The organism is Paenibacillus ihuae, assembly GCF_001368795.1.
Lineage (GTDB): Bacteria > Bacillota > Bacilli > Paenibacillales > Paenibacillaceae > Paenibacillus_AQ > Paenibacillus_AQ ihuae.
This window is the reverse complement of the sequence record NZ_LN831198.1, coordinates 1,397,791-1,410,458: the sequence shown is the minus strand read 5'-3', so window position 1 is coordinate 1,410,458 and position 12,668 is coordinate 1,397,791. Positions and strand designations below refer to the sequence as shown.

Genomic DNA, 12,668 nt, shown 5'->3' with positions numbered 1-12,668 from the left:
AGAATGTCTTTACAACTTTATGGTTTTACAGCATTCCGAATTTTCTCTACTTCCGATGTTTCCATGCTCACAGCATCGCTGACGGTGATTTCTTTGCTGATCAGCTTTTGCTCAATTTCATCGATTTTCGCTTTCATTTCATCGGTAAAGGCACTGTTGTATACATCGTTTTTGGCAATGCCAACCGCACCTTCCGTGAAGCTGAGTGTTTCGCGTTTGCCGAATTCAAGCGTTCCTTCCTTATATTTCTTAACCGCTCTAAGAATGGACTGATCGACATTTTTCATCGAGGAGGTAATGATAAGGTTCGCTTTCTCCGGATCGGTATCCTTGAGCATTTCCGATTGGTCGGAGTCTACGCCAATTGCGTATTTCTTTTTCTCTTTAGCCGCATCAAAAATTCCAAGTCCTGTTCCGCCGGCAGCACCGAAGATTACATCCGCACCGGAGTTATATTGTACAAGCGCCAGCTCTTTTCCTTTGGCCGGATCCCCGAAATCACCAGCGTACGATGTAATGACCTTGATGTCCGGATCTACATATTGCGCACCTTCGATATAACCTACCAAAAAGGCGTTGATTCCCGGAACATCCAGACCGCCAAGGAAGCCGATGATTTTCTCCGGATTGGCGTTTGGAAGACCCGAAGTTGTAGTCAAGGCTGCAGCCGCACCTGCCAGGAAGGAAGCATCGTTAACTTTGTAGAACATGGCGTACATATTTGCCGGAATATCTTCGAAATCCGTCTCAAAATCAATAAATTTCTTCTCCGGGTGCTCCGAAGCGACTGTGTGGAAGATCTCCGATGCCGTCGAGTTGCCCGAGATAATCAAATCCCAATCCTGCTCAGCGATATCTCTGTAGATTGGCTCCCACTTTGTCTGATCGGTGCCCATCTCGATCACTTTAGTGGTTGCGCCAAGCTGATCACGAACCATCTCCACGCCTCTGTTGGCCGAGTCGAGGAAGGACTTGTCTCCGAGGTTGCCAGGGATCAGCAGAACCACTTTAAGCTTATCTGATGCATTTGTGGCGGCATTCTCTTGATTAGCGGCAGGTGCATTTTCCTGATTTGCGGAATTTCCGGAGTTCGAACAAGCCGTCAGAACAACAAGTAAAAGCGTAGTGATCAGTGCCAGCATTTTTTTCATAAGTAATCCCCTTTTTCACCTGGATTTTTTGTTTTTGATGACGACTATGTGATTGGCAAGGTTTCGCTTAAGCCCTGAACTTCTTCACCTTGTCCATAAAAACTGTGACCCTTTGCTCATCAACCAAATTGTCGAACTTTCCATCCTTCTTGAAGGTTGTTCCTACAACTGCACCATCGGCGATGGAAAGCTGTCGTTCGATATTGTCCACCGTACATCCCGTATTGCAGAATACAACCGTTTCGGGAACAGCCTCCTTCACCCGGGTTAGAACCTCACTGCTCGTCTCCGCCCCGGCGGTCAGACCGGAAACACATAGCGCATCAGGTCTGTTGTTGAATACGGTGGATTTAGCGATATCTATAATATCCCGGTCTCCCAAATATTTGGAGGCCTCTGGAACAATGTTGAACAGCATTTTAAGATCTGTAGCACCAAGCTCTGTTTTGTGGCGAATCGTTTCTCCAACGTTTGTATTCCATAATCCGAAATCACTGGCGTATACCCCAGTAATGATTTCTCTGATGAATTTCGCTCCGGTAGCCACTGCCAGATCAATGGAGGCGATAGGGTCCCACAAGACATTTACACCAAAAGGAATTTCTATCTCATGCATCAGTTCACCAATGATTCTCGCCATGGACGCCGTGGTTTCGGTTCGTACCTTGGTCAGATAAGGTAAGCTGAATTCATTGGAGAACATCACTGCATCCACGCCACCGTTCTGCAATCCCATTAGGTCTTGTCTGGCCAGCTCCACCACCCGTTTCATACCACCATTACTTTCAAAATAAGGATCTCCCGGCAATGCGCGGAAATGACACATGGCAATGATAGGCTTATGCGTTCCAAAGGTTTCTTCAATCCATCTCATCATTCGATTCCTCCATCATGCTGTTATTTGTGAGTTCATCTCATTACCGGATCCGTAATGTTATATTAGTTCACATTGATGTATCAACTAATTTAACGCAATTATAGCGACTCCCATCTGACATCGTCAAGAGCTTTTATGATAATTTATTTATTTTTATTTACTTTTACTTTCCTTTCATTGCATGTAAGATAAGAGGAAGCAATTAAAAGAACGAAAAAAACCTCCGAAAAATAGTAATTGATCCCATAACAAAGGAAACAATCACCGTTAACGGAGGTGAATTTGCTTTTACTTATGATATCTTTCCAATCTTCTTACTGGGCTACTATAACCTCTACCCCTTGTTTTTCCAACTCTAATTTAAAGGTTTCATCGATTTCATTCGTGATCAATCTATCAATTCTGGATACATCGCAGAGGTGACAGAACACTTTCGTGTTAAGTTTACTAGCATCAGTAACCATTATAACCTCTTCAGCAGCATTAATCATAGATAACTTGGAAGCCACCTCCAATTTAGTACGATTAGATACTCCAAAATCCAGATCTATCGCATCACAGCCCAGAAAAGTCTTGTTCACATGTACTTTTTTGAAGAAATCTACGGTTTGATCCCCTACAAGAGTATACACAGATTCACTTAGCACACCTCCTGAGACCATTAACTTCACATTAGGCTTTAGCGCTACTTCCATCGATATCTTTATATCATTCGTCAGTACAGTGATGTCTTGGCCCTTTAAGTTCTTGGCAATCTCCAAGGTGGTAGAACCCGCATCCAGAATCACTATATCCCCATCTTCGATCAGACCGGCTGCGAGCCTGCCAATCTTTCTTTTGGCTTCTGTATTGGCCTCGAATTTGCTTGCAATCGGAATCTCGTACGCAAATTTCTTCATGATCGACATGACGCCGCCATGCGTTTTGACAACGAGACCTTTCTCAGCTAATTCATCCAGATCCCGACGAATGGTTACTTTGGAAACTCCGAACTGATCGCTCAGCTCCTTGACGTTCGCTTTCCTTTTAAGATTAATATATTCTAGGATCTTCTCTACACGCTCAATTTGAAACACTGATCTATAACCTTCTTTCTAGCATCCTTTATTTATCCATATTATTACACTAATGCAAGCGAAATTTCTATCATATCCGTAAAAGTCTGTTCGCGTTCTTGAGCGGTAGTTGGCTTTTCTCCCGGCTTATCCGAAATCGTCACCATACAAAGGGCATGTTTGCCCGCTCTCGCCGCATTCATGTAGAGCGCAGCAGCCTCCATTTCAGAGGCAAGTACGCCCATCTTGAGCCATCCTTCATCATGCTCCTTGGCGTTGTCACAGTAAAAGACATCCCCGGACATAATGTTCCCAACTCTCACCGAAAGACCAAGTTCACCCGCAGCAGCAACCGCTTTACTAAGTAACTCATAACTAGCAATCGGGGCAAAAGTTCCCGGCAAGTTGAAGCTATTTGCGTAATTGGAGTCTGTGCACGCACCCATCCCTATAATGATATCTCTCATCTTCACATCTGGCTGGATAGCTCCCGAAGAACCGATCCGGATAATGTTATCCACGTCATAGAAGTTAAACAGTTCATAAGAATAGATTCCCATAGAAGGCATTCCCATTCCATGCCCCATTACTGAAACGGGTTTTCCCTTATAGGTGCCTGTATAACCTAACATATTTCTCACTTCGTTAAAACATACAGGGTTATCCAGAAATTTCTCAGCTATAAATTTGGCGCGCAGTGGATCACCAGGCATCAGGACGGTCTTCGCAATATCCCCTGGCTTAGCTGTAATATGTGGTGTTGGTGTACTCATAATTATCCCTCCGTAATTGAATTTAGTCTGTCTTTTCGGTTAATGTCTGAATGTAAATATCTGTTGTTTCATGCATCCAATCTTTAAAGTTCGGATAGATTTTGCAGTATTGCTCAAAAATCCGCCGGTATTTCAGATGCGCTTCCGGATTCGGAGTAATCACCTTTTCAAACTTCACCATCGCTTTGGTCGCTTCCGCTAGACTCGAATAGATGTTCGCTGCCACTGCAACCGTGATCGCTGCACCCAAACAAGGCGCTTGACGTTCCTGTGGTACGTTCACTACGACATTGCTAATATCCGCGTGGATTTGCATGAACAAGTCCGAATTCGAGGTTCCTCCCGCAATGTTTATCTCCCGGATTGGAAATCCATTTTCCCTGAATTGCATTAACAAATTCTCCGTGCCAAAAGCAATACCTTCCATTAGCGCTCTATACATATGTGCTCTTGTGTGATTAAGAGATAGGCCGTAGAACATGCCTCTAACCTTGGAATCCAAGTGTGGATGGCGATTCCCTTGCCAATAATCCAGCACCACCAAACCTTCAGAGCCAACTTCAATCTGTTCTGCTTCCCGGTTTAAATAATCAAATACACCTTCGTCACCCTGTTCCAGATCACGGCAGAACTCACGCCGAAACCAACTCAGAATAGAACCCGAAGATACTTGCCCCCGGTAAGAAGTATAATAGCCTGGAATCAAATGATCGGGTCCGGAATTAATCAATCCCTCATTGAACAATGCCTCTTCCGTTAAAGCCATAGCTAGATTGGAAGAGCCCGTAATTAGCGCGACTTTTCCCGGCTCGCAGACACCCATCCCTAGAATTCCAATAGAGGAATCGATACCACCTTGCGCGACAAGAGTGTGAACGCCAAGCCCTAACTCATCTGCCGCTTCCTGTGTAAGGTGACCAATAGCATCACCCACAGCATATACATGGTCCTGCGGAAACTTAGAAACTGCCTCCTGCATTCCAATCTGCTTATAAAAGTTTTCAGCAAAAGCTCCATCACGAGCATTGTAACCCCAGTTGCACGAGTTATTTATATTAATCGACCAAATCCCAGTCAAACGATAAGTTAGCCAATCCTGATATTCGCAAAAAACCTCTGCTCGATCATAGTGGTCTCTCTCATGCCGTTTCAGCCATAAAAGCTTGCCGGGCATCCATTCCGCCGATAGTTTCGATCCTGTAAGTTCCTCGATTTCATGGACCTCTTGAGAAGCTCGAACATCCATCCAGATCAAGCAATCTCTTACCGGTGTTCCATCCTTCATGCTTAGCACAACACTACAGCTTGTAGTAGCCGTACTGATTCCAAGGATACGCTCTTTGGAAATCCCCGTCATCGCCATACCTTTTGCCAAACTTTGCTTAAGGGCTTGCCACCAGTCCTCGGGAGATTGTTCCGCCCATCCGGTATGTATATGCTTGGTGACATAATCCGTTGCCGCAAACCCTAGTGAATTCCCTTGTAAATCGTAAAATCCAACCCGTATACTGCCAGTGCCACCATCGACCCCGACTAACACATCCCGCTTCATACCTTCACCCCTTTTCATGTCAAAAAGCACCCTGCACTCTAATAGCGATGAAGATCAAAATCTTTATCTATAGCATAAATAGCATTCGTTACAACAATTCCTACCTGCTCTAAGTCCTTCAGATCACAAGTCTCCATCGGAGAATGGCTGTATCGGTCCGGCATTCCCATATCCAGACATGGAATTCCGTCATTCTCCAGCTGTAAATAAGCCGTATCACTAAGAGCTCCCCGCGCAGCGCTCCGCTGTAACGTAATGCCACTTACTGCTGCTGACTTTTTAATCAATTCAAACAACCCTTTATGCGCGATATTGCCGTTCAATGTACCCTTACCGTGAAAATTAAATAAGGTTACACCCGGGCCTCCACCCAGTACTACATTGTTCACGCCCCTTTGATCCGGCGTATCTCCAGCTCCTGGGCCTAGCAGGCAGATCGCCATGTCTGTCTTCACACTACGCGCGGCCATCATCGCCCCTCTTGCATTGAATTCCTCCATGACAGTCCCCACTAAATGCACGGTACATTTCGGTGTTTGCTCCGCAAGCAAAGAGGCTATTTGCAGCAAATTTGTAAGCCCAGCAGCATCATCAATGTAGGCACCAGCCACCCGGTTATCGAGCAGTTCCACATAATGAGGCGCAAAAGTCACAGGACAACCTACATGAATACCCAGATCATTGACCTGTTGCTGACTTGTAGCACCAATATCTATAAACAAACTGGAGAAGGAGTCCACCTTCGCCTTATCTTCATTCGATTGGATATGATAGGCTTTGGCGCCGATCAGGCCGGGATAATATTCACCCGATTCACTGCCGACCATGACCGCAATACCCTGAACTATTTTCTCAGAAATCCCACCAACCCGATCGATTCTTAAGAATCCGTCTGGCTCGATTCGGCTGATCACAAAACCAATGACATCCATATGCGCAAACACCATCAAATTAGGCGCTTCAGGATCACTCCCCGGAAATGTAGCAATTACGTTCCCCGTCTTATCGATCTGAACCTGTTCGGTATATTTAGATAGATCTTCCTTGAACCGATACGCCATTCGACTTTCATAACCCGATAACCGAATGATTCCCATATAATCTCTTAATGTAGATTTGAGCTCCTTCATCTGCAACAAACGTATGCAACTCCTTTCAACTCTACCCTGATGCAATGTTCTTTTATGATCATTTAGATTAAATTTACTTATTATTATATACACTTTGTGATAACTTGTAAAATATTATGACATCATTCTATGAATATTGGCAAGTAAAATCTTCAAACTACTTGAATATGTAATATTAAATGACACTATCGACCTTTCTTGATCGCGAAATCATCGACGCCTAAAATCAACCTTCAATGCTGAAGCATGAGGTGCTGAGGTATAAATTTGATAATTTTGAACAAATTAGCCATATCATTTATCTTTGAATGGAGGGATTACAAGATGCTTGGCCGGTGGTTTAAAAAGATTTTTTCGCAGCAAAAACAGCAGAGTCAGGCCAGCGAAAAATCCAAAAAGCAGCAGGATGCTCATTCTATTAATCCCTCTTTACCTCATACCCTTCTCTTACTTAAGGATCAATTCGGCCAAAGTCCTGACTTTACCGTCCGTTCCTTATCCAGGCATCCGGCGGAGCCTTCGGGGATGGCGGTCTGTTATTTCGCAGGATTAATTGATCAGAAATTATTGACAAGCTTAATCGAAGGTTTGATCCATGAAGATTCTGACAACAATCAAAACCAAACTAACCCTAGTCAGATGGCTTCCCGTTTACTCGAAAAGCTGCCTTCCGGACATATGGAAATAATCCATAATGAAGATCAGCTCTTTACCGCAATCCTTTCCGGCAGCGCAGTGATTATTATTAATAACTGTCCGTTTTCGCTAGCCGTTATGATCTCTGGAGGGGCCAGACGCAGCGTGGAAGAACCCTCATCCCAAACGGTAGTCAGGGGCCCAAAAGAAGGATTCACCGAAGATATTACAACTAACATTGCATTAGTCCGGAGAAAAATCAGATCCCCTAAGCTTAAATTTGAAACTCATAATATCGGCCAGCTAACTCATACCACAGTAGTTTTAGCCTATATTGAAGATGTTGCTAACACTGATGTAGTGAAGGATATCACGTTAAGATTACAGTCTATTGATACCGACAGCATACTTGAAAGCGGGTATATCCAAGAGTTTATACAAGACTCCCCCTTGTCCCCCTTCCCTATGATGATTGACACAGAAAGGCCCGACACAGTCGCCGGGTCTCTCTTGGATGGCCAGGTTGCAGTGCTCGTGGATGGTACACCCTTTGCTCTGATTGCGCCAGTTACCTTTTTTAATTTTTTCCAAACGCCCGAGGACTACTATCAGCGGTACGATATTTCAACCTTTCTGCGTTGTCTGCGGTTAGTGGCTTTCCTCGTTTCTTTGCTCCTTCCCTCTTTATACATTGCCCTGACTACATTCCAGCAGGAAATGATTCCCACTACGCTCCTGATCTCACTTACCGCACAAAGGGAAGGAACTCCTTTTCCCGCGCTGGTAGAAACACTCATCATGGAAATCACATTTGAAGTGATCCGTGAAGCCGGAATAAGAATGCCCCGGGTTATTGGCCCGGCGATCTCGATTGTAGGTGCCCTGGTTATCGGACAAGCAGCGGTCGAGGCTGGACTTGTCTCCGGCGCGGTTGTTATCGTTGTCTCATTTACGGCTATCTCGAATTTTGTAATTCCTTATTTCAGTATGTCCTCAGCCATTCGGCTTCTCCGCTTTGTCCTCATGTTTCTGGCGGGGTTCCTTGGATTATTCGGTATTTTGGCAGGATTGATTCCAATGCTAGCTCATCTGCTCTCACTTAGGTCCTTCGGCATCGATTATTTAATGCCCTACAGCCCCTTTTACAAGTCCAATATGAAGGATTTGGTATTACGGGCTCCATGGTGGGCAATGAAAACCAGACCTAATGTAAAATCCGGCAAAAACAGAATTAGACAAGCCCCTCACCAGTATCCAAAGGGGACCAGCAATAGACTGGACAATATGAAAGAGCCAGAACAATAAGAGGTGACCCAAATGCGTTGTTTAAGGTGTATTCTTCTACTATCTATTCTTGTATTACTGGGCACTGGATGCGGAAACCGTGCAGAGTTGAATGAATTAGGCATCACGGCAGCAACAGGTTTTGACGGTGGAACTGGAGATTGGACCGTTACCTTCCAAATTATTAACCCATCGGCACTCTCTAATAGCAGCGGGGCCTCAGGCGCCGGCGGTTCACAATCTCCGGTTCATACCTTCAGCACACACGGTAAAACCATAAGAGGAGCTGTGTCTGTAAGTAATCTGGAGAATCCGAGAAGACTTTATTTCGCTCACAACAATATCGTGCTGATTGGAAAAAAAACTGCTGAACAGGGGATTGAAGAAATTTTGGATGCGTACTACCGTAATCCGGATGCCCGGGAAACGGTAAGGGTGGTTATAGTCGACGGGGAAGCACGAGATTTTTTGAAAAAGCTAAATCCGCCGGAAAAGATACCCGGACAGGCACTTTCTGAAATTTTGCAAAAAAACACTCAATTCGCATCCCTTTACCCTTCCATTACGATTCATGAGCTGGCACTAAAAATCACATCAGACAGCGCCGCTGCCGGGGTTCCGACATTGGCAATAAAGGGAGAGGATGATGTGAAAATGAATTCTACAGATATTTTCAATCAAATCTCAACAAAAGGCAAACTGAAAATATCCGGCTTATCCGTGTTCCGGAAATCCAAAAAAATAGGCGAAATCCATCAGCAGGAAAGCTTAGGGATTGCTTGGCTAACCGGTCAGATCAAATCTACAACATTAAGCACCCTGGACAGCCAGTCCAGGCAATCTGCAATTTTTATCCAGAAAGCCAAAGTCAAGGTAACCCCTGTACGAAATAAAAATAATAATTTCACTTTAATGGTAAATGCTAAAGTCAGCGGCGAACTGCTGGAAACCATCTCTAAGGAGGACGTAACCTCCCTATACGGACTGGAGAAATTACAAATCCAAGCGGAAGAGCTTATTGAGTCGCAAATGAGAGAGGGCTGGAACACTGTTCAACGTATGAATATTGACCTTTTAGGGGTCGCTGACAAAATACACAGGAAATACCCAAAAGAATGGGGAAAATTAAAAACCTCCTGGCCCGGGGAGTTAGCCAATATGAATTTAGAAATTAATGTGGATGTCAATATAAAACGGGTAGGCCTTCTGCAAAACTCCTTTGTAGATTTACTGAAGTCTGAATAATCAAGGTTATCCATTATAAGGGGTTGAGTGAAATTATGGGGAAGCATACCATACGTGTATCAGAATTGGTGATATGTTTGTCCCTATTCGAGATAGGCAGCACAACTCTGTTTTTTATGGGCAGTGAAGCAAAACAGGACGCCTGGCTGGCAATGCTTATAGGCGCCTTTGCCGGTCTGATCCTGCTAATTCTTCAACTGTCCATTTACAGCCAAGAGCCGAATCTGGATTTGTTCCAGCTTTTTCGGAGATATACGGGGAAATATGTAGGTTCCATTCTGAATTTCCTGTTTGTGGGTTACTTTGCCTATGAGACTTCAAGGAATCTGCGTGATTTAGGAGAAATTACTTTACTGACCCTGCTAAACCGGACGCCACTCTGGGTGGTTTCCTTAATTACTATCCTTGTGGTGGCGAATACGGTGCGCTACGGGTATAAGGTATTCTTCTTGATGTGTGTGATTCTGTTCCCTGGCATGGTGGTTGGATATATTATAATCAGTATTTTATTTCCGGCCACGGGTCTCCTTCACTTGGAGTTTTTCTACCCGATTCTGGAAAACGGCTGGATGCCCGCCTTTAAAGCCGCTATACCGGAGATCGTATCTTTTCCCTTTGGACAAGTTGTTTTATTTCTTGTCTTCTATCCGCATGCGCGGAGAGCAAAAAATCTCCGTAAAGCCGTAATAACGGTTTATATCCTAACTGCATTAGGACTGACCTTCCTGAATCAATTAATCGTGTTGGTCATGGGTCATAAATTAGCAGCGTTCAGTACACTTCCGTTGCTCGAATCCGTGCAATTGATTAGACTAACAGAGGTGTTCGAACGTACGGATGCGCTTTTTATCTTACTGTTTTTTCTGGGTTTAGGCATTAAAATGGCAGCGTTTTTTACGGGTGCAGTCATCGGGCTCGAAAGAATCACAGGAATCCCCTTTAAAAAGTGGGTTTTCCCTATGGCTGTTGTTATCTATGGAGTTTCATTTTTATCTCCCAATTACACCCAGCACATTATCATAGGACGTGATATAACCTTGAATATGTCCTCGCCTTTTTTTCAAGTCGTGCTGCCTATAATTCTCTTTATAATGATGAAGATCAAAAAATAAAACCAACCGCATGACCTCATCCCCTCAATCTTTTCATGCTGGAACAGCATGCGTTTCCTGACTATCAACCAATGAGCAGCTTATCCTCCGGATAGCGGTACTTTTGTTTTACGTTTCTTTGTGCCAGAGCAAAAGCCAGAGTTAAAGGACCCAGTCTTCCGATATACATCGTGACTATGATAATACATTTTCCCATTGATGAAAGTTCTGGCGTTATTCCCATTGACATCCCTACTGTTCCAAATGCGGAGGTTGCTTCAAAGAGTAATGTAAGAAAGTCTTGATGGTGAGAATATTCTGTAATGGTTAAAAGAAAGGCCGCTGCAAGAACGACACATAGCGAAATGGTCATCACCGCCAGCGACCTGAAAATAATATCTTGAGGTATCCGCTTTTTCAGAAGCTGTACGTCAGCTTTCCCCTTAACCGTTGCGATAATACTTAACATCAGTACCGCAAAAGTAGTCGTTTTTATGCCCCCTCCAGTCGATCCGGAAGAAGCTCCTATAAACATCAGGAAGATCATGAAGAACTGGGAAGCCGGCATCATCGCACCAATATCAATAGAGTTGAAGCCTGCAGTCCGTGTAACTACACCCTGGAAATATCCCGCCCAGATTCTGTCGCCCCATGAGAGTGTACCGAATGTTTTGGTATTAAAAAGTTCTATCACAAAGATAACCAGAAACCCGGCCATGCAGAGGAATCCGGAAGTAATCAGAACAATTTTCGTGTGAAAGGACAGGTCGCTCCACCTTCTTTTCCGGTACAAATCCAAAATTACAGTGAACCCGATCCCTCCAATGATAAATAAACATGAGATGACGATGTTAATTAACGGATCACCAACATAACGGCTCAAACTGTCAGACCAAAGCGAAAATCCTGCATTATTAAAGGCAGAGACCGAATGGAATATCCCATAGTATATGGCTCTCTCCACCCCCAGTTCATTTGCCCATCGAAGAGATAATATTATGGCTCCAAGAGTCTCAACGATAAAAGAAATAAGGAAGATGCTCAGTGATAAACGGACAACTCCCTGGGTGGTCACAGAGTTAGCGGATTGCTGGATAAGTAGACGCTCCTTTAGTCCAATCTTTTTTCCCATGACCACTGCAATTAGCACCCCAAATGTCATAAATCCCAATCCGCCAATTTGAATCAGAAGTAAGATCACAATCTGGCCGAAATGTGAAAAATCAGTCCCTGTATCAAGAACAACGAGCCCTGTCACGCAAACTGCTGATGTCGAAGTAAACAATGCGTTCAGCCACCCCACACTTATTCCGCTGGAGGATGATATGGGGAGGCACAACAAGACGGTCCCGAGAAATATAGGGATAATAAAACCGAGCAGAATGATCCTCGAAGAAGTCAGTCTGAGTTTTTGGACGAACAGCTTGGTTTTTTTAAACAACATATCATTAGCTCCTGTTGCATTCATTTTTTACTATTAATATAAAAAACAAAAAAAGCCCGCTGTTGGCAGGCTCCTCCGGATAAATCAATATACATTTAATCCCATTATAGAGTTTGCCTAAGTAATTGTAAAGTGAATTGTTGCTTTTCAGAGAATCAGTCTCTTTACCTCCGAAATAAACAACTCTACAGCCGTTTCTACCGTATAAGGAAAGACACCCTGTTTCGTATGCAAATAAAGCACACCATGTCCTTGTCCAAGATCCCTGAATGAAATATCAAAGATCTCGTCGATTAAAAATTCGCGGTAAGCCGAAACGATCCGAGTCGGGTATAAACATAGCGCCCGCCGATGGATGATTGTCTCCAGATTGTCAGCAGACACGATTCTTTCAACTTTATAATAAGCTTGTATGGCAATGATCACGTAT

General features: G+C 44.0%; 11 protein-coding genes. 3 read left to right on the top strand and 8 right to left on the bottom strand.

Annotated features, from left to right (window positions below; translation table 11 throughout):
- Positions 1-17: 17 nt before the first annotated feature.
- From AQR02_RS06145 to AQR02_RS06120, 6 genes are all read right to left on the bottom strand, one after another.
- Positions 18-1,151, bottom strand: a complete 1,134-nt coding sequence (locus tag AQR02_RS06145; protein WP_054939829.1) for a BMP family ABC transporter substrate-binding protein — start codon at positions 1,149-1,151, stop codon at positions 18-20.
- 67 nt (positions 1,152-1,218) lie between these two features.
- The gene (locus AQR02_RS06140; RefSeq protein ID WP_280818598.1) at positions 1,219-2,028 is read right to left on the bottom strand and encodes a BtpA/SgcQ family protein; all 810 of its coding nucleotides are present in this window, start codon (positions 2,026-2,028) and stop codon (positions 1,219-1,221) included.
- A gap of 314 nt (positions 2,029-2,342) precedes the next feature.
- Positions 2,343-3,104 (bottom strand): DeoR/GlpR family DNA-binding transcription regulator, encoded by a 762-nt coding sequence (locus AQR02_RS06135; protein ID WP_054939827.1) that lies wholly within the window; start codon positions 3,102-3,104, stop codon positions 2,343-2,345.
- A gap of 44 nt (positions 3,105-3,148) precedes the next feature.
- Positions 3,149-3,856: a purine-nucleoside phosphorylase gene (deoD, locus tag AQR02_RS06130; RefSeq protein ID WP_054939826.1), complete on the bottom strand. Its 708-nt coding sequence runs from the start codon at positions 3,854-3,856 to the stop codon at positions 3,149-3,151.
- Positions 3,857-3,878: 22 nt separating this feature from the next.
- Positions 3,879-5,426: an FGGY-family carbohydrate kinase gene (locus AQR02_RS06125; protein WP_054939825.1), complete on the bottom strand. Its 1,548-nt coding sequence runs from the start codon at positions 5,424-5,426 to the stop codon at positions 3,879-3,881.
- Positions 5,427-5,446: 20 nt separating this feature from the next.
- The gene (locus tag AQR02_RS06120; protein ID WP_245237585.1) at positions 5,447-6,538 is read right to left on the bottom strand and encodes a M20/M25/M40 family metallo-hydrolase; all 1,092 of its coding nucleotides are present in this window, start codon (positions 6,536-6,538) and stop codon (positions 5,447-5,449) included.
- A 324-nt stretch (positions 6,539-6,862) separates the two neighbouring features.
- Between AQR02_RS06120 and AQR02_RS06115 the strand changes: the two genes are divergently transcribed.
- The 3 genes from AQR02_RS06115 to AQR02_RS06105 are packed head-to-tail and all read left to right on the top strand — an operon-like array spanning position 6,863 to position 10,815.
- Entirely contained in the window at positions 6,863-8,479 is a 1,617-nt protein-coding gene (locus AQR02_RS06115; RefSeq protein WP_054939823.1) for a spore germination protein, read from the top strand.
- Positions 8,480-8,491: 12 nt separating this feature from the next.
- Positions 8,492-9,703 (top strand): Ger(x)C family spore germination protein, encoded by a 1,212-nt coding sequence (locus tag AQR02_RS06110; RefSeq protein WP_054939822.1) that lies wholly within the window; start codon positions 8,492-8,494, stop codon positions 9,701-9,703.
- A 35-nt stretch (positions 9,704-9,738) separates the two neighbouring features.
- The gene (locus tag AQR02_RS06105; protein ID WP_054939821.1) at positions 9,739-10,815 is read left to right on the top strand and encodes a GerAB/ArcD/ProY family transporter; all 1,077 of its coding nucleotides are present in this window, start codon (positions 9,739-9,741) and stop codon (positions 10,813-10,815) included.
- A gap of 64 nt (positions 10,816-10,879) precedes the next feature.
- Here AQR02_RS06105 and AQR02_RS06100 read toward each other — a convergent pair whose 3' ends face one another.
- Both AQR02_RS06100 and AQR02_RS06095 read right to left on the bottom strand, forming a co-directional pair.
- Positions 10,880-12,238, bottom strand: a complete 1,359-nt coding sequence (locus AQR02_RS06100) for a TrkH family potassium uptake protein (protein WP_054939820.1) — start codon at positions 12,236-12,238, stop codon at positions 10,880-10,882.
- Between the two features lie 147 nt (positions 12,239-12,385).
- Positions 12,386-12,664, bottom strand: a complete 279-nt coding sequence (locus AQR02_RS06095; protein WP_054939819.1) for a hypothetical protein — start codon at positions 12,662-12,664, stop codon at positions 12,386-12,388.
- Positions 12,665-12,668: the final 4 nt, after the last annotated feature.

Excerpts from the sequence above, each read along its gene's own strand:
- AQR02_RS06140 (WP_280818598.1), bottom strand. The coding sequence starts at position 2,028 with ATGATGAGATGGATTGAAGAAACCTTTGGAACGCATAAGCCTATCATT.
- AQR02_RS06100 (WP_054939820.1), bottom strand. The coding sequence starts at position 12,238 with ATGTTGTTTAAAAAAACCAAGCTGTTCGTCCAAAAACTCAGACTGACT.
- deoD (WP_054939826.1), bottom strand. The coding sequence starts at position 3,856 with ATGAGTACACCAACACCACATATTACAGCTAAGCCAGGGGATATTGCG.
- AQR02_RS06105 (WP_054939821.1), top strand. The coding sequence starts at position 9,739 with ATGGGGAAGCATACCATACGTGTATCAGAATTGGTGATATGTTTGTCC.
- AQR02_RS06120 (WP_245237585.1), bottom strand. The coding sequence starts at position 6,538 with ATGAAGGAGCTCAAATCTACATTAAGAGATTATATGGGAATCATTCGG.
- AQR02_RS06110 (WP_054939822.1), top strand. The coding sequence starts at position 8,492 with ATGCGTTGTTTAAGGTGTATTCTTCTACTATCTATTCTTGTATTACTG.
- AQR02_RS06115 (WP_054939823.1), top strand. The coding sequence starts at position 6,863 with ATGCTTGGCCGGTGGTTTAAAAAGATTTTTTCGCAGCAAAAACAGCAG.
- AQR02_RS06145 (WP_054939829.1), bottom strand. The coding sequence starts at position 1,151 with ATGAAAAAAATGCTGGCACTGATCACTACGCTTTTACTTGTTGTTCTG.
- AQR02_RS06125 (WP_054939825.1), bottom strand. The coding sequence starts at position 5,426 with ATGAAAAGGGGTGAAGGTATGAAGCGGGATGTGTTAGTCGGGGTCGAT.